We start from the raw sequence: 17,175 nt of genomic DNA, 5'->3' as shown, positions 1-17,175 counted from the left end.
GCAAAAAGAAATCAACGGCTGTGAGAGAGAAAGAAGCTGATCTTTTAACTGAACTTCGCTAGAACACCCCTGGCACTATTATCGGGGGCACATCAATCCGTACTTTGGTGAGAAATATTGTCTTGGAAAACCCGCTTTACCGTTATTCCACGCCCATTCTTTATACGCAGCTGCAAATATGCTGCCAATCTCCTTGTTTGATTTTTCAGACTGCCTGTAATAGGCGTATTCATGTTTAACTTCTGCGCACTCACTTCCTAGCTCTGTTAATAATTCATCCCAGTTCGGAGTGCCCCAATAGCGCTTAGAGAATCCCGATCCAATAAATAGAATTGGCTGACAGCCTTTTTTTTTGATCAACTCCGCAATATCCGCTGTCGTGTCCGCCTGATACTTTTGATAGTCCATTTTCTTCAAATGATACGGATCCTCTAATCCATAACTAATTTTTTATAAAACTTCTCGGCACTCGAAACTTAATTGTTCACCTTGTAGACGCTCTTTGAGCGATGGTTGACTTCCTTCCACAACATGCCTTTATCGTCGAGTTCGGGCAGGCGCTCGATAGGAGTTTTTTTCATGCAAAAACCTTTCCTCCTATCTAGTAAGACTTCTCATGGAAACCCCTGCCAAGATCATAGCCATGAAGGAGAGAATGATGCATCCCTATTTGCACGTATCCACCCATTCTTGCCGCCAGCTAACGCCTTCTTCCAAAGAATCGTGTAACCGTATTTGCAAATCCAATAGCATTCCGCGAAAGATCTCTGCAGACCGGGGGCAATTCTAAAAACCTTCAAAGCACGAAAATATTGGCGAGGCGATTTTATCGAACTCAGCAGTATTTACCACTGTACTGAGGTACACCCGTGAATGAGTGTGGGTATTGAGGGTTAAAGGATGGAGGAGACCGCTAACGTAAGAACCCAGACCGGGTTGGGAGCACATCAAGCTATCGCCACTCGTAGAGAGAGGGGTTAAAAAAAGGGAGTTAGAGTTCGGCTGATAAAATAGGTTACCAAGGGTAACGAACTGGAAAGTACCTGGAAAAAGTAAGTAGCAAGCTTTCCGCATTTCGTAATTCCTCGGCTGGTCAGTTTTCCTGGGGATTTACAGAACACCCGCTGGGTTATTTCCTTTCAGAGCTTTAGTTGAGGCATAAAGCCTGCGTTTCGTTGTGAGTCCCTTTCTACGTACGAGCGAACAGTCGCCTCTATCTCTACCTTCTTCGTTGACGGACTCAGGGAAGCGTGTTGGCTGGACGTGTACTCCCGCCCCGGCCGTGGTTGCCGGTCTGGTTTCGTGTCATTTCTGTTGCTAGGAGGCGCTTGCCCTATTGATTTCAGGGGGACGAAAAAATAGGATGCACAATTGAATTTTTCTGAACTGCTACTAAGGTAGATGAAAATAAATGAAAATACCTTTCGTTTCGGCTAACATCACTCTCGCCTCATTCTCCAGGAGCCCCGAATTATGGCCACACTTGATCACTCGACCTTCATCCGGCGCCTCAAGGGACAAAGCATTGACACCCAGCGGCTGCGTAGCGCTTACCCCGACCTGAACTTGAGTAGTATCGGCGGTAATGGCGCCATCGATGGAACCACGCTCAATCTGGAAAGGTTATGGGAGATTATCGATAACTACGACCACGATGGCAATGTCAATACCATCTCCGATCAGGTGGCGCTTGCCATTGCTGAATGGCTGTTTGCCAATACGGCAAGCCCTGCGGTTCCGGACGGCGAGGCGATAGACTGGAGGAAAGTGGCGGAACATGGCGACCGAAGCATTACGGATAATCGCAACGCCCATAAGACCGCTATTGAAAATACCGGAGTAGGGCTTTATTACGGTGACCATTCCCCATTTCACGATTCCATTTTAAGGGGCGATCACCGCGCCCTCAAGGCGCAAATAGACGCCATGAGCCTGGGCAACTGGAGACTGGATTCGTTTGAGCCCGGAGCCGTAGTCTTGGAGGATGCCTCGGGCCGGGCGGGGCGTTTGCGCGAGAGCTCGTGTATCGGGTGGGTAATTGACAATGTCAAAGCGGCGTACGAAGGCGCTGGCCTGGCATCGCGTTTCGCTGAAATCAGCAGTCGAGTGAAGGAGGCGGATCTGCGCGGCACTGTCCTGTGCGAAGAGTTGCAGAAGGACGGCTGGACCGCTGTTTTTTACTCTCCGCGCCCGGCAGATGATCTCGCGGGGTCCGGGGAGCGCGAGAAACTGGCCGCACTCAATATGGCCAAGGCTGGCGCCCGGATTTGGAAATCGCCTGTTGCAGGTTCGACCGGAATACGCTGTGATGCGGTGATTACCGGCTACAGGGACGTGCAACCAGATGATCGGACTGAGGCGTTGCTGGAAAAACTGGAGAGGGTGCCCTTTTTTGTGGGGGTTGCAAACGGGGGAATTCATACCTTCGTGGGACACAAGGGAAGCGTGTGCGATTTCCATTGGACGGCGCAGCCCGATGACATGGATGCGATGACCGAAAACCCTGTTCGTCAATGGAAATGGGATACCGGGCTCTATATGGTGCCGCCCGGGTACTGGTCCTAGCCCCGGCGCTTTTGCAGCCGCCTCATGGATAAGGAAAGGGTACGGAAAGGGTACGGAAAGGCATATGATTGACGCCAGGCGCGGCGCGTGCAGTCTGTTGCCATTGCATGATCGGCTTTTGGTCGTGGCGATGCTGTGCATCACGCCGTGGATGTCTGGGTGCGCGCAAATCAAGTCATTTTCCGTGGCGCCCAGTACGATATGCTCGGGAGAGACGGTCGAGATCAATTGGAAGGCTTCGGGCAAAGTAACACTGCAAGCGTCTCCGCCAGTTGCCGGAGAAGGGGAAGGGCCGGCTGAAGGGCGTCGATCAGTCGCGCCGGAGCGCAGCACGCGGTTTACGTTGAAAGTGCCCGGGGTACTCAAGAGCGACCAACGCGAATGGGATGTCCAGGTCATTCCGAGTCAGAGCGCAAGACTGCTGGGCGGTATTGCCCGCTGCGACGATGCCCGGTTTGTAACGACATCATTCACGATCGAGCAGAAGGACACGTCGGCGCGTACCCGCGCCGTGTCGATCGCAAACCACTACCAGCGTCGGCTGCTCGTCAGGAAAGATGCGATCGAGGTCGAAATTCCTCCTAACAGCGCAACCGACCGGTTTAAAGCCCTATCCCTGGCTGGAAGCTGGATCATCCGTACCCCGGTCGCGCAGAACGAGACTTGCGATACCGCGCTGGAGGCTGTCCGCGCCCGGCTGACCATAACAACACAGATGAGTTGCGGAGAGAGCGTCCATGGCAGTCCTTGACCAGATACAGACGTTCGTCATCGTAATGTTCGAAAACCGTTCTTTCGACAACGTCCTGGGGCATCTCAGCATGTCCCGTTTCGGCAAACGAAAGGATGTGGAGGGACTTGTCGATCCCGAGACCAATCTCGACTATACCAATTTCCTGGATGCGCAAGGCTATCAGCCGTTGGAATTGGAAGATGGATCCCTGCTGCATGATCTTCCGCATAACAGGGCTCTAGTTGAGGATCAGCTGGCGAAGGCGAATGGCCGTTACACCATGAGCGGTTTTGCCGACGCCTATTTCCGCCATACAGGCAGCAGGGTGTCTGATCCTCCATCGATGGGTTTTCTCGCGCCCGCAGATACCCCAATGTCTAGTTTTCTCGCCGCGCAATATGCCGTCTGCGACCATTGGTTCGCGCCGCTGCCGACCGATACGCAGCCAAACCGCTCCATGGCCTTTAGCGGCTATGCCCCGATTGACAATACCGAGCCTCGTCCCATTCCGATCGTTCCGGGAAGCTTCATTTTTGAATGGCTGAACGCCCGCGGCGTGAGCTGGCGGGTTTATCACTGCGGAATTTCCTTCTTCGCGCTCTTTGATGGGCTTCATGAGGAAGTACTGGGGCCCAATTTCCGCAGTTTCCGGCATTTTCCTGCGGATTGGGAAGCGGAATCAGCGGCCGAGATGCCGGCCGTGATATTCATTGAGCCCGAGTATAGCGATTCTCCCATCCATTTCGGCTGGACCCCTAATGACAATCATCCGCCGACGGCGATGGGTCCGGGGGAAAACTTCCTGCGGGATATATACAAGCTTCTGACAAAAGATGTCGAGAAGTGGAGCCGCACGCTGCTGCTTGCGATGCATGATGAGCATGGCGGATTTTTCGATCACGTTTCACCGCTGGCTATTTCATCTCCGCCGCCGCCGGGCGCGCTATATCAGGTCCCGTTCGAGAGCACGGGCCCACGGGTTCCGGCTCTTGTTGCATCCCCATGGATACCGCCGGGTACCGTCTTCAAGGGGCCGCTGGATCACACGTCCATATTGCAACTGCTGGCGGAAAAGTTTTCTGGCACCCCGGATTACAATGAAGAGGTGGCGCGCCGGAGAAAAGCGGGAATACAGAGCGTATCGGCATTGTTGGCAGCATCCCTCGACCGGCCGCGGTCCGATATCCCGTCTCCGCCGGCAGATACAATTGTCAGTCCGGTCGCATTGAAAGGCGCGCCCGAACCCCAGATCGAGACTGAGAATCAGCAGGCCTTCACTGCTGCCGCGAAAGACCTTCTGGCGCACGATCGCAAGCGCGCACTGGAGAAATACCCCGAGCTCGCCCATTTGCCTGAGGAACAACCGAAACCGGCGCCTGCCGCGCCGCGGTGATCGCTCTGCGCTGTACTCTGATTGGGCGGCTCTTTACGCCAGTACTTTTGCGATACGACTCAGTGCGTTTTCGAGATTGGACATGGCGGTGGCAAAGGAAAGACGGATGTACCCTTCGCTGCCGAACGCCGACCCCGGCACTACCGCGACGCCGCCGTGTTCCAGCAGGTATTCGCTCAATGCGATATCGCTGCTCTCGTTGATCACGCCCCTGGACCGTAGCTGTCCAATCGCTTCCCGGACGTCCGCAAATGCGTAGAATGCGCCTTCCGAGAGCAGGCATCGGATGCCGGGTATTGCATTAAGCGCATCCGTCACGAAACGGTTGCGTTCCTTGAATGCGGCCACCATGGGGGAAATGCAGGATTGGTCGCCGATAAGTGCAGCTTCTGCAGCGGCCTGCGAGATGGAAGCAGCGTTGGAGGTGCTCTGGGACTGGATGTTTTCCATGGCAGTGATGATATGCGCCGGGCCGCCACAATAACCGATGCGCCAACCCGTCATTGCGTAAGCCTTGGAGACGCCGTTCAACACCATGGTCCGTTCATATAAATCGGGACAGGCATTAAGGATATTGACGAATTTTCCTCCGGAAAGAAGAATATGCTCGTACATGTCATCGGTGGCGATGAGGATATCGGGGTATCTACGCAACACTTCACCCAGCGCTTTAAGCTCGTCCAGGGAATAAACGCTGCCGGAAGGGTTGCTGGGGCTGTTAATCACGAACATCCGCGTCCTGGGGGTGAGGGCTTTTTCCAGTTGCTCCGGGTTTATTTTGAACCCCTGTTCGATTCCGGCGTCAATGATGACTGGCTTGCCTTCCGCAATCAGAACGATGTCCGGGTAGGAGACCCAGTAGGGTGCCGGTATGATGACCTCGTCGCCGGGATTAATGACAGATAGCGTCAGGTTGAAGAAACTTTGCTTTCCACCGGAAGAAACCAGGATTTGCCTGGCAGTGTAGTCAAAGTCATTCTCACGCTTGAATTTGGCAATAATGGCGTTTTTCAGGCTAGGAGTACCGCCGACCGCGGTATATTTGGTGAACCCCTTGTTAATGGCGGTGATCGCCGCATCCTTGATGTGTTGAGGCGTGTCGAAATCCGGCTCGCCCGCGCCGAGCCCGATGATATCCTTGCCTTCTGCCTTGAGTCTGGCCGCGCGCGCGGTAACGGCGAGCGTAGGAGAGGGTTTGATGGCCTGAACGCGCTTCGAGAGATCCACGATGATGTCCTTACTCATGCGGACCAAGCCCGCGTGATAAAATTTAAGCCGAAAATTTGTCAAAAAATGGAGCCCGCGAATTATACCCGTGATCGTTACCTTCCCCAATAGTCCTTACAAATTGCACCAGGTGTTCGAGCCTGCCGGCGACCAACCCGAAGCCATTGAAAAGCTGATGGAAGGGGTAGGGGATGGCCTCGCCTTCCAGACCCTGCTGGGGGTGACCGGTTCCGGCAAGACCTTTACCATGGCCCATGTAATTGCGCGCCTGGGCCGCCCGGCCATCATCATGGCGCCGAACAAGACGCTTGCCGCGCAGCTTTATGCCGAGATGCGCGAGTTTTTTCCCGAAAATGCGGTGGAGTATTTCGTTTCATATTACGACTACTACCAGCCGGAAGCGTATGTACCATCGCGCGACCTCTTCATTGAAAAAGACTCCGCCATCAACGAACACATCGAGCAGATGCGGCTGTCCGCCACCAAGTCGCTGCTGGAACGTGATGACGCCATTATCGTGGCCACGGTGTCATGCATATACGGGATAGGCGACCCGGTGGACTATCACGGCATGATCCTGCATCTGCGCGAACAGGAGAAAATTACCCAGCGCGAAGCCATTCAGCGCCTGACGGAAATGCAATATGAACGCAATGAATTCGAATTTTCGCGTGGCACGTTCCGGGTGAGGGGAGACGTGCTGGATATTTTTCCGGCGGAAAGCTCGGAAACCGCCGTGCGCGTCTCGCTGTTCGACGACGAAGTCGAAAGCATGACGCTGTTCGATCCGCTCACTGGCCGCGCCCTGCGAAAAGTCTCGCGCTATACGGTCTATCCCTCCAGCCATTATGTGACCCCCCGCAGCACCACGTTGCGCGCCATCGAAACCATCAAGGCCGAGCTGCGCGAGCGTATGGAATTTTTTCAACAGCACAATAAGCTGGTCGAGTTGCAACGGATTGAACAGCGTACCCGTTTCGACCTAGAAATGCTCAACGAGCTGGGGTTCTGCAAGGGGATCGAGAATTACTCGCGGCATTTGTCCGGCAAGCTGCCGGGCCAGCCCCCACCCACATTAATGGATTACCTGCCGCCGGGAACGTTGATGGTCATCGACGAGAGTCACGTTACGATTCCGCAGATCGGCGGAATGTACAAGGGGGACCGTTCGCGAAAGGAGAACCTGGTGGAGTACGGGTTCAGACTGCCTTCGGCGCTGGACAACCGGCCGCTGCGGTTCGACGAATTCAGGCGAATCATGCCGCAGACGGTGTTCGTATCCGCGACGCCCGCAGATTTCGAGCGCGAGCACAGCGGCCAGGTAGTGGAGCAAGTGGTGCGTCCGACCGGACTGGTGGACCCCCAGATCGAGGTCCGTCCGGCGGTTACCCAGGTGGACGATCTGATGTCGGAAGTCGGTCTTCGCACTGCGCGGAACGAACGGGTGCTGGTTACGACGTTGACCAAGCGGATGGCCGAGGACCTGACAGACTATTTTTCCGATCACGGGCTCAAGGTGCGCTACCTCCATTCCGACATCGACACGGTGGAACGCGTGGAAATCATCCGGGACCTACGATTGGGCAAATTCGATGTGCTGGTGGGCATCAACTTATTGCGCGAGGGGCTCGATCTTCCCGAAGTTTCGCTGGTTGCCATCTTGGACGCGGATAAGGAAGGTTTTCTCCGTTCCGAGCGTTCATTGATACAAACCATTGGGCGTGCCGCGCGTCATATCAACGGGACGGCGCTGCTCTATGCGGACCGGATCACGAACTCGATGCGGCTCGCCATGGGCGAAACCGAACGGCGGCGCAATAAGCAGTTGGCGTTCAACCAGGCAGAGGGCATTACCCCTCGGAGTGTCCACAAACGCGTGAAGGATCTGATTGACGGCGTCTACAGCATGGAAACTGCCCAGCAGCAGCTAAAGGCGGCACAAGTTCGGGCGCGTTATGATGCCATGAACGAGATTCAACTCGCCAAGGAAATCAAGCAACTGGAAAAACAGATGCTGGGCGCCGCGAAGAATCTCGAATTCGAGCAGGCTGCGGAGTATAGAGATGAGATAAAGAAGTTAAAAAACAAACTCTTCGTGGGATTTGTTGAACCAGAGCCTGAAGTCAGCCGGCCTAGTCCAATCAAATCCCAGAATAAAAGAAGAGCTGCGAGATAGCTTCAAACTCAGCGGCTTATAGAATCAAGTTAAGAATGATTCGACGTCAATTGAGGACCGTGGCTGAGTTGACGAAAATGATCTGATCAAAGGTACGATTCAGCGTCTTACTGTTGAAATTTTTCATCACCAGGCTTTGCTCAAAACGCACCCGGTCGCCGACTTTCACGCGCGTGGTCGGCGCGGCGATCCAGAACTTCTTTTCCGTGTTCGCGAGCTCCATGTACGTATAGCCCGGCGCATCCAGGGTGGAAAGAACCTTGCCTTCATTCGCAGCCATTCCAGCCGCCGCGTTGGCGCTGCTGGCGCCAGCCTTCTCCGCCACGGCGTGCAGCGGGCTTAACGATGCGAATGCTATGAAAAAAGCCACCATCAGTTGAGATGTTCTCAAATCCAGCCTCCATTCGGTCGAATATTTTACAGAGACGGGATGATACACCGCAAATCCCGCACTTCCAATGGGGGGAGCCGCTACGTACGTTCACAAGACCGATGCTCCCCACGATGGGTCAACTGCGCCGGGTAAGAGGGGCCCGAGTAGCCGATCCCGGGGCTTACGGCCGCGTCGCAGAAAATCGAATGGCCTACCGCCTGCGGTTTCCAGCCGAATTTCTTTAATTCTAAGGCGTGCCCGTCCAGGGATCAGCCCCGCGTCGGTCGCTCCGGGAACTCGAACTGGAGCTGGATCCACCAGCGTCTGTTCGGGGATCGAACATAAGAAGAGACGGCGCCGACCCATCCAGCATGGTCGGGGAGCCCGGGACCGGGCGTTGCATCACGGTGATGCCGGGGGCCAGGGTGTTGGACGATATAGGCTCGGTAGCGAGCCGTTCCTGTTGGCGCTGCTGCACGCTACTGGCGCTTACTCCGGCATGGTTGTGCTTCTTTGCGCAATAGGCTGCTCCTTCCTCCGTGCTGCGCCCCGCCTTCTGTTCCGAGGCTTCACAGGCCAATTTTTGATACACGGACATGAACGTCGATGCTTCCTTATATTTACCCTCCTTCATCAGTTCCCTGACGTGCAGCTGGGCTTCGCGGAAGCGGTTTTCGGGGTCGCCTTGCTGGTAGAGCGGAGGAGGATCGGCAGCGTATACCGGGCTTGCGATCAAGGCCATGAAAAGGGTCAGGACGATCGATCTCATATCATTTCCTTCCGCTGGGGGGCTTGTTTTTCAAATTATAGAACGTCGCCTTCAGAAAAAAAATAGGCCCATGCGAAACTCGAACCCGCTAATTGTAATCTGCTGCAGCGTAACCTCCATTACGACGACTCGGCGACGAAATTGCTGAAACGAACCAATTGGATACGAGCGGATTGCGAGCGTACGCAAGAATGAAAAAGGCCCGGCAAGGAGTAGTTGGCCTGTGCCGGGCCAGTGGCACCCACTACAAGAGGGAGAAAAAAGTAGGTGCCTGTATTATTCTCGCTGATTCGCTTCCGGTACTCTGTTGCCCAACGCACATAAAGTTAAATTAATTATTTTTGTTCCCACCCACTGGTTAACGAGCGTTAACGAGTTCTGCCGCGTCCCCTTTGATTTGCGCATAATGTATATTATGTTAAATTGTGCAATGCTGGAGCAGGAATCTGAGGTGCCGACCCTGGGAATTGCCAGCGGCACCTGTACGCAAACTTCTTCCATCGCTTTCCGCAAGCCCTCATGCCTTGACCGCGATTGCCAGCGTACGTCAGCAAGCGCGCTTCGTAACAGTAGCGCTTCAAATGCCATGGTTTTCCTTAGCCGATTCGCGGTTTGGTTCCGGGACCAACGAATACATCACCTTGAGCCAACCGAAGAAAAATCGCATCAAACGCATCTCAGGCTCATCTGAGATGTCGCTATTTAACGACGCGGATAAGTGCAGGTTATTATTCCTGAAAGCCTGTGGCGCGGCGACGATCGTCAGAAACGTGTCGTCAGCGGGCGACAGGAGAGACCGCAGGATTATAAAGGTTTAATAGAGCTGCCTGAGTCTCATCTTGTCGTATGACAACGACACCGTTTGCATTAAAAACCGCCTCATTGTCATCAATTAAGCCACTGTTTAATATATGTATTTAATATAGGCATAGTTCGTGCGTTCCCCTAGTTTCAACAAGAGGGAGCAACGAGAGGGAGATCCGCTGGAACGAGAGTTTTTATCTTTAACTTGAATAAGGAAGTCGATCATGGCAAATTTTTTTGGAACTGCATTTGCTGACGTGTTTGCCGGTGCTGGCGCAGACGACAATATATTTGGACAGGGTGGTAACGATAACTTGTCCGGGGCCGGTGGGAATGACTTTATCGTCGGGGGGAACGGTAACGATCTTCTAAATGGTGGGAATGGTAACGACGTCCTTAAGGGCGAAAATGGTGCCGATGACCTAAACGGAGGAAATGGTAACGACGACCTGGACGGCGGCAATGGGGGTGATGACCTGGCCGGGGGGAATGGCAACGACAACCTCGTTGGGGGAGATGGGGACGACGACCTGTTCGGCAATGACGGCAACGACTATCTGAACGGTGGCAATGGGAACGACGACCTGGTCGGAGGAAATGGGAACGACAACCTGTATGGAGGCAATGGTAACGACAATTTGCAAGGCAACGACGGCGACGACTACCTCTACGGCTACGACGGTAACGACAACCTGGCCGGGGGAAATGGCGACGACAACCTGAATGGAGGAGATGGTAACGACAACCTCACCGGCGGCAATGGCGATGACGCCTTGTTCGGCGGAAATGGAGCCGACATGATCTCCGGAGGCAATGGCCGCGATTTTCTCCAGGGTGGCAACGGCAACGATAACCTTTCCGGAAATGCAGGTAATGACGTACTGCTTGGTGACGACGGAAATGACATACTTTCGGGTGGAGACGGCCGTGACATCTTGTTTGGGGGCGCCGGCCAAGACAATCTTACGGGAGGCGCCGGGTTCGACTGGTTCGTCTACGCTCTAACGTCCGATAGCCCACAAGGCGCGGCGACTCGCGACGTGATAAGCGACTTTGACGGCAATGGGGGTGCCGATGGAGATGAAATCGATCTTTCGGCCATCGATGGCAATGTGAGTATGGGTGGACATCAAGCGCTTACGGCGGGTCAAGTTACATACAATACCGGCAATGGGAATTTGAATGTTGACGTGACCGGCGATCCTGGTCTTGTCGATTTGCAGATTCGGTTGGCTGGCGCCCCCTCCGTTGATTTGGCAGACGATATAATTCTTGCGTGATAAGGGTTTCTTGGTGAGCCACGCACGATTCAAACAATAGAAGGGGAAAAAAGTGGGGTCAGACGCAAATAGTGCTCCAATTGCAGAGCACGAGTATGTGGTCTGACCTCCATTCATTTTCTTGCCAGGTAAAGTATTTTTTGCTGTATCCGTCAGGTTTATTTACGAGTTGCTGCTATTCCACTTCCTTTACGATGGATCGCCCGGATGAAGGAGACCGCTGGGACGCATCACCTCGCCGCTTCTAACTGAGCTTCTAACGGCGTTCGAACTGCACAACCATATTGCCGAGCAAACGCTTTTACAGATTCCCATACGCCCTTCTCTTCCCTCTTCCCTCTTCGCTCTTCCCTCTTCATCCGCTTCAAGCCGGGCCTGCGACCTTTCCGGCTCACATCCCCGGTATATACCTTTGCGCAACCTGATCCGGCGGCCGCTGCGTGGCCATCTTGAGCAGAGCTATACCATATCCTTTCAAAATTGATTGAAGAATCGAGAAATCCTTGTGGATGCTAACGACATAGCGGCTAACGATATGCGACCTCTACAATGAGCAACATCCTATAGCGGAGTTGCTGCTCTCCGCTAGACAGTCCCATCTCCGCCTGTTCACGTCATGCATGATCTTGAGCGGGAACAGGAAAAAATTGAAGGAAAGCCTATCTCAGGCCCGTCAAAATCGTCGCGATTTGACGACAAAACTAGGGCTTGGCTTTCATTGCGGAAAAACCATACTGGGCGTTAAGCAGTAGAAGTCGGTCTCCCTTGGGCGACAAGCAAAGGTTTCCGAAAATCAATGACCAAAGGCGTGGCTTAAATCTCATCTTGTCGTACTAAGACGACATGGATTGAGTTAAAAACGGCCTCATTGTCATCAATCAACGGTTTGTTCTTCAGAATGTTGTTTCTAGGCATAATTCCTGCATACCCCTAGTTTCACAAGAGGGAGCCACGAGAGAGAGCAAACCAAAAGTAATGTAATCTTTAATTTGAAGAGAGGAAGTCAGTCATGGCAAACTATTTTGGAAATGGAAACAATAACTCGTATCCCGGCACAAGTTCCAAAGATGTAATCTTCGGCTTTGGCGGCAACGACACCCTGCGGGGAAATGGCGGCAATGATTTTATCAGTGGTGGAAATGGCGACGACAATTTATACGGGGACGCCGGTAAGGACACGCTCAAGGGAGATGTGGGTAACGATCGCCTGTACGGGAACGCTGGCGATGACAATCTGAACGGCGACACCGGCAACGACGATCTATATGGGGGGATCGGTTACGACAACCTTAATGGCGGGAACGGCAACGACAGGCTTTACGGCGAGAATGATGACGACGTTCTGTTTGGCGGCGCCGGGAACGACACGCTCGACGGCGGGAACGGGAACGATATCGTCGAAGGCGAGGGCGGCAACGATAATCTCTACGGTAATTCGGGCGATGACGTTTTGATTGGCGATGCGGGGGATGACTACTTTAAGGGCGGCGGCGGCAAGGACATACTGGTAGGTGGACCGGGCTGGGACAGATTTGACTACGATTCCCAAAACGAGAGCCCTAATAATTCCAGCCGTGACATTATTGTCGACTTCGATGGCAGTGGGAACAACGTAGGCGACATGATCGACCTTTCAGGCGTGGACGCCAACGCCGGCTTGGCGGGCAACCAGGCGTTTACGCTCGGCCAGTTGTCCTACTCAGGGGGAGTACTGACCGCAAATATATCCGGTCCCGGGGGCGATCTTCAGATTCAGTTGAATGGCAGTCCTCCCCTCGATCTATCGGGGCCCTCGATAGACGTAGTTCTTTAAAACAAAAGCAAGTCAGAAATAAAATCAACCCAGGTCAGCGTGCACTCTCGGGCCCATGTGCACGCTGGCATATCACGGCCGTTTTTCCGCCTGCACGCCCGTTTGCGATGTGTGCCCTCGCCTTGCGAGGCGCCCTCACGCTTCTGCATCGCGCTTACTTGCAACGAGAGGATGCCTCTCTCCTTCAGGGATTCATCACCCTCCCCTAAACTTATCGAAGCGGCAAATGCCATATAACCGATCCGGCATGCGCGTCGCTACGGTCTTTCGAAGTAGACGAACGAATCCAGCACTTGATTTTTTGGCTCAGTAAAAGAGATGTTAATTCGGGATTGGAGAAAACGAGGCGCAACCATGCTTCCTATTCCAAGCTCGAAATCGCGCCGGCTGCACCTGTGGCTGAACAGCTTTTCCTCAATTGCCAATAGCCTTTTTCTCCTCGGGCGAGGATGGCCATTTTGCAAAGGCAATAATCCATAGGAGAACCAGGATGCCTCCCGGAATCAGGGAGAGCAACGAGAGGCCGGGCTTGAAACCGGCCCGCCGGCAGATCCTCCAAAATGGCACGACGAAAAAGATTGTTGACGCTATCAGCCATTGCAGTATCGCAAATTCACCCATGATTCCTCCTCATGCGGCAGGGGCGCAGCTCCGTCATCCAGTACAAAACTTATGGTCACCATTTGTGCTCCGCGTATCGCGCATCCTTTCCCTGCGCAATCCATTTTTCGCGATAATGACACTTCCCAGTTCCGTTAACCAAACGCGGTTCTATTATGCATCTCTCGATTATTATCCCGGCATTCAATAAAGAACGTTTGATAGCAAGGTGCCTGCAATCTATTTCTACATCAGTGGCTGCAAATTACAAGCGGGGTTTTACTTCTGAAATCATTGTAGTTGACAACAATTCCACGGATGATACCCCGGGGTTGGCGCGGCAGGCGGGTGCACGGGTTGTGTTCGAGCCAATCAACCAGATAGGTCGCGCGCGCAACGCCGGCGCGGCCGTGGCCACAGGGGACTGGCTGCTGTTTGTCGATGCAGACAGTATTTTAAATCCGGGATTGCTATCCGAGATCTTGCGGCTGATTGAAGAAGGCAGGTGTGTGGGGTGTGGCAGCACGATACATATGGAAGGGTTGCCATGGTGGGCGCACTGGGGATTGAAATTGTGGACCGTAACGTCGGTTACGTTTCGCTGGGCGGCAGGGGCGCTGGTGGTATGCCGAAGCGATGCCTTTCGCGAGGTCGGCGGCTTCAACCAGGCGCTCTATGCCGCGGATGAAATTACCTTGAGCCAACAGCTCAGGCAGTGGGGCCGCCGACGCGGCCTCGAATTCGTCATCCTGACAAAATTTCCGCTGGAGACCTCTGCACGTAAGGTGGTGCTCTACTCCCCGCGCGAGACGTTCGGCCAGATTCTGCGGGTGCTGCTGCATCCGCGCCGGGCATTGCAAGACAAGAAGCAGCTACCGATCTGGTATGATGGACGCCGCTGAATCAAAAACGCGAGCACGAACCGTTGCGCCACCGCATGGCGCACATTGGAAAAAGCGGCGAGATAAAGGTAAACAAGGTATCACCACGCGGTTTATAAATACCAGGATCGCGCAACGTTAAATACAGCTTGCTGCGCAACTTAACCCGTAAGTCGAACGGAGCCATCAGGCGGCAGTCTGTCCCAGGGAAAATGTGCCGTGTCATGCGCCAGCGCAAAACATTCCTGCCCTTGCACCGACTGAGTTTTCGCGAGTACAACCGAAAAACCATATACTTTGGCCATTCCCCGATCAACAACAGCCGCTTTTCAGAGTAAGTACCTCGCTCGCGATATCCAGGCTGGGATCATAACCGGCGCAATGGTGATTCCCCTGTCCGTGGGTATCGCGCTCATGTCCGACTACCCGATCAAGGTTGGTCTCGCCACCGTCGTGTTCGCCTGCTTCATCGGCTGGATCAATGCGTTTATCCGCCCCGGCAATTTTATCGGCGTCCCCGGCATTGCCGCCGGGTTGGCGCCTTTACTGGCGCTGGGGGTGGAACGATTCGGCATGGAAAACATGCCCTTCGTCATTTTGCTGACCGGGATTACCCAAGCCGTAGTCTGGAAATTCAACTGGCAAAAATACATTCTTCGGGCAGTTCCGGGTTATCTGGTCGAGGGGCTCCTGGCAGGGGTGGGCATGACCATCGCGGTAAGGTTCCTGGCGTTTACCTATGAGATCCCCGTTTCTCAGGAATCGCCTGATACCTTCTGGAATGCGGCACGCGCGCGGATGGTGCTTATTTCCCTGGCCGGTTTTGCGCTGTTCGTGTATCTGTTCTCCATCTTCAAGGACACAAAACCAGCGCTGCCGTATTTCCTGCTGATCGGCACGAGCATCATCGTCGCCCAGTTTGTGCCGGTGCCGATGTTGCATGTGGATGACCTGGAGCTTGGCTTTGTCCTTCCGATGCCGCATTTCAGCGGAGCGCTCACCTGGGTTTATGTGATTGGCTTCACGCTGATACTGGCTGCGATCAATGTAATCGAACAGGTCATGAGCAACGCCGCGATCGAAAAAATCGATCCGCTGGGGCGCAGGTGCAGCAATAACAACAGCCTGTTTGCCATCTGGATTGCGAACATTGGTTCCAGCTTCTTTGGCGGCATGACCAATCTGGACGGGCTGGCGAAAAGCACGTCAAACGCGCTCGCCGGGGCGATGACCAAATTTTCCGTGCTGGTGATCGGTGTCGTGGTCGCCTTTTTCGTCATGAACTCTCAGTATCTTCAGTATCTGCCGAAGTTTTCCCTCGCCGCCATCATGATCTTCACCGGCTGGAAAATGATTAGCCGGTTATGGAATGTAGCCTACCACGGTCAATATGCCATGATTCTGGCCATTGCCTGCAGCTTACTGGTTTACAAGGTGGGGATTTTCGAGGGTTTGCTGACCGCTATTGCAGTGCACGGCCTGGTCAATTATCTGGTTTTTCATCAGGCTGGTAAAATACCTACCAAGGTGATCATCAGAAAATACATGAAGAAATTTTCCGGGGATGAGGGTATCGATTAAGCAAACACTCCGCGGCTGGGGTACGCAGGCCGGTATTTTTCTAGCTTTTTTCATAGGTTATCGCCGGCATCAATTGCCGCGCCTCGGTCAGCAGAAACTCCCTGAACGCCTGTGCCGCGCTAGAAAGCCGTTTGTTTTTCCGATGCACTACGTGCCAGTGCCGCATGATGGGGAAATCCTGTACATCCAGCACTTTAAGCCGTTTTGTTTCAAGCTCCAGTTCGACCGTATGCAGCGACATGATCGCCAGCCCCATCCCTGCCTGTACCGCCTGCTTGATTGCCTCATTGGTGTCCGTTTCCATACCCCTGCTGATATTGATCCGGTGCGCCGAGAAAAATCTCTCCATGGCGCTGCGGGTGCCGGAACCGGGTTCGCGCACAAGGAAAGTTTCCTGCTCCAGTCTCTTCACGGGAATCCGACGCCCGGCGCACAACGGATGATCCGGTGGCGCAACGACCACCAGGGGATTATCCATGAATGACTGCGTGGCGATGTCGAGGCCATCCGGCGGCCTCCCCATGATTGCAAGGTCGGTCACGTTGTCGGCCAAGTGCCTAAGCACCGTTTCACGGTTTGAAACGTTAAGGCTTACGGTGACGCCGCTGTAGCGTTGGCAGAATTTTGCCAGCAAATGCGGGGCGAAGTAGTTAGCGGTGCTGACCACCGAGATATTGAGCTTTCCCCTCTCCAGTCCCTTCAATTCGTCGAGCGCGAGCTCCATGTCAGCCAATTGCTGTGAAATGCCGCGGCTGTAGTGATAAAGTTCGTGTCCAGCATCGGTCAGGTAGATCTTCTTGCCCATCTGTTCAAACAGCGGCAACCCGACGTTGTCTTCCAGTTGCTTAATTTGCATGGAAACTGCTGGTTGAGTCAGATAGAGGTCCTCCGCAGCACGCGAGAAGCTCAAGTGGCGGGCGACCGATTCGAAAACTTTTAATTGCCTCAGAGTAAGGTGCAGCATGGGTTTGGAGCCGTTC

At 54.0% G+C, this 17,175-nt stretch carries 14 protein-coding genes; 8 read left to right on the top strand and 6 right to left on the bottom strand.

Going from position 1 to position 17,175, the window contains the following annotated elements; all coding sequences use genetic code 11:
- Positions 1–78: 78 nt before the first annotated feature.
- Entirely contained in the window at positions 79–417 is a 339-nt protein-coding gene (locus tag BM022_RS11835) for an SIR2 family protein (protein ID WP_143079576.1), read from the bottom strand.
- A gap of 1,056 nt (positions 418–1,473) precedes the next feature.
- Here BM022_RS11835 and BM022_RS11830 point away from each other — a divergent pair.
- From BM022_RS11830 to BM022_RS11820, 3 genes are all read left to right on the top strand, one after another.
- Complete coding sequence (locus BM022_RS11830; protein WP_091139520.1) at positions 1,474–2,565, top strand: hypothetical protein; 1,092 nt, start codon at positions 1,474–1,476, stop codon at positions 2,563–2,565.
- A gap of 64 nt (positions 2,566–2,629) precedes the next feature.
- Positions 2,630–3,316, top strand: coding sequence for a hypothetical protein (locus BM022_RS11825; RefSeq protein ID WP_091139518.1), 687 nt, complete (start codon positions 2,630–2,632; stop codon positions 3,314–3,316).
- Positions 3,303–4,691, top strand: coding sequence for an alkaline phosphatase family protein (locus BM022_RS11820; RefSeq protein WP_091139517.1), 1,389 nt, complete (start codon positions 3,303–3,305; stop codon positions 4,689–4,691). The genes BM022_RS11825 and BM022_RS11820 overlap by 14 nt, the downstream gene beginning before the upstream one ends.
- Before the next feature lie 33 nt (positions 4,692–4,724).
- On the opposite strand, the gene BM022_RS11815 is transcribed toward BM022_RS11820, so the two are convergent.
- Positions 4,725–5,918 carry a pyridoxal phosphate-dependent aminotransferase gene (locus tag BM022_RS11815; RefSeq protein ID WP_091139548.1) on the bottom strand — a complete coding sequence of 398 codons (1,194 nt, stop codon included), beginning with the start codon at positions 5,916–5,918 and terminating at the stop codon, positions 4,725–4,727.
- Positions 5,919–6,006: 88 nt separating this feature from the next.
- On the opposite strand from BM022_RS11815, the gene uvrB reads away from it, so the two are divergent.
- Positions 6,007–8,094 carry an excinuclease ABC subunit UvrB gene (gene uvrB, locus BM022_RS11810; RefSeq protein ID WP_091139515.1) on the top strand — a complete coding sequence of 696 codons (2,088 nt, stop codon included), beginning with the start codon at positions 6,007–6,009 and terminating at the stop codon, positions 8,092–8,094.
- Between the two features lie 46 nt (positions 8,095–8,140).
- On the opposite strand, the gene BM022_RS11805 is transcribed toward uvrB, so the two are convergent.
- Entirely contained in the window at positions 8,141–8,485 is a 345-nt protein-coding gene (locus BM022_RS11805) for an NrfJ-related protein (RefSeq protein ID WP_256209146.1), read from the bottom strand.
- A 229-nt stretch (positions 8,486–8,714) separates the two neighbouring features.
- Positions 8,715–9,236 (bottom strand): hypothetical protein, encoded by a 522-nt coding sequence (locus BM022_RS11800; RefSeq protein WP_091139512.1) that lies wholly within the window; start codon positions 9,234–9,236, stop codon positions 8,715–8,717.
- A gap of 1,028 nt (positions 9,237–10,264) precedes the next feature.
- Here BM022_RS11800 and BM022_RS15250 point away from each other — a divergent pair.
- Both BM022_RS15250 and BM022_RS11780 read left to right on the top strand, forming a co-directional pair.
- Positions 10,265–11,320: a calcium-binding protein gene (locus BM022_RS15250; protein WP_143079575.1), complete on the top strand. Its 1,056-nt coding sequence runs from the start codon at positions 10,265–10,267 to the stop codon at positions 11,318–11,320.
- A 1,009-nt stretch (positions 11,321–12,329) separates the two neighbouring features.
- A complete protein-coding gene (locus BM022_RS11780; RefSeq protein WP_091139507.1) occupies positions 12,330–13,133 on the top strand; it encodes a calcium-binding protein in 804 nt (267 codons plus the stop codon).
- Between the two features lie 414 nt (positions 13,134–13,547).
- On the opposite strand, the gene BM022_RS11770 is transcribed toward BM022_RS11780, so the two are convergent.
- Positions 13,548–13,754 carry a hypothetical protein gene (locus BM022_RS11770; RefSeq protein ID WP_256209145.1) on the bottom strand — a complete coding sequence of 69 codons (207 nt, stop codon included), beginning with the start codon at positions 13,752–13,754 and terminating at the stop codon, positions 13,548–13,550.
- 155 nt (positions 13,755–13,909) lie between these two features.
- Here BM022_RS11770 and BM022_RS11765 point away from each other — a divergent pair, with 155 nt between their 5' ends.
- Together BM022_RS11765 and BM022_RS11755 are read left to right on the top strand one after the other, a co-directional pair.
- The gene (locus BM022_RS11765; RefSeq protein ID WP_091139503.1) at positions 13,910–14,635 is read left to right on the top strand and encodes a glycosyltransferase family 2 protein; all 726 of its coding nucleotides are present in this window, start codon (positions 13,910–13,912) and stop codon (positions 14,633–14,635) included.
- A 276-nt stretch (positions 14,636–14,911) separates the two neighbouring features.
- On the top strand, positions 14,912–16,195 hold the full coding sequence (locus tag BM022_RS11755; protein ID WP_256209144.1) for a SulP family inorganic anion transporter: 1,284 nt from the start codon (positions 14,912–14,914) through the stop codon (positions 16,193–16,195).
- A gap of 40 nt (positions 16,196–16,235) precedes the next feature.
- Here BM022_RS11755 and BM022_RS11750 read toward each other — a convergent pair whose 3' ends face one another.
- Positions 16,236–17,159, bottom strand: a complete 924-nt coding sequence (locus BM022_RS11750) for a LysR family transcriptional regulator (protein ID WP_177191712.1) — start codon at positions 17,157–17,159, stop codon at positions 16,236–16,238.
- Between the last annotated feature and the right edge of the window lie 16 nt (positions 17,160–17,175).

This window comes from Nitrosospira sp. Nsp14 (assembly GCF_900113575.1).
Classification (GTDB): Bacteria; Pseudomonadota; Gammaproteobacteria; order Burkholderiales; family Nitrosomonadaceae; genus Nitrosospira.
The sequence above is the reverse complement of the archived record's forward strand: the minus strand, read 5'-3'. Positions and strand labels throughout refer to the sequence as shown.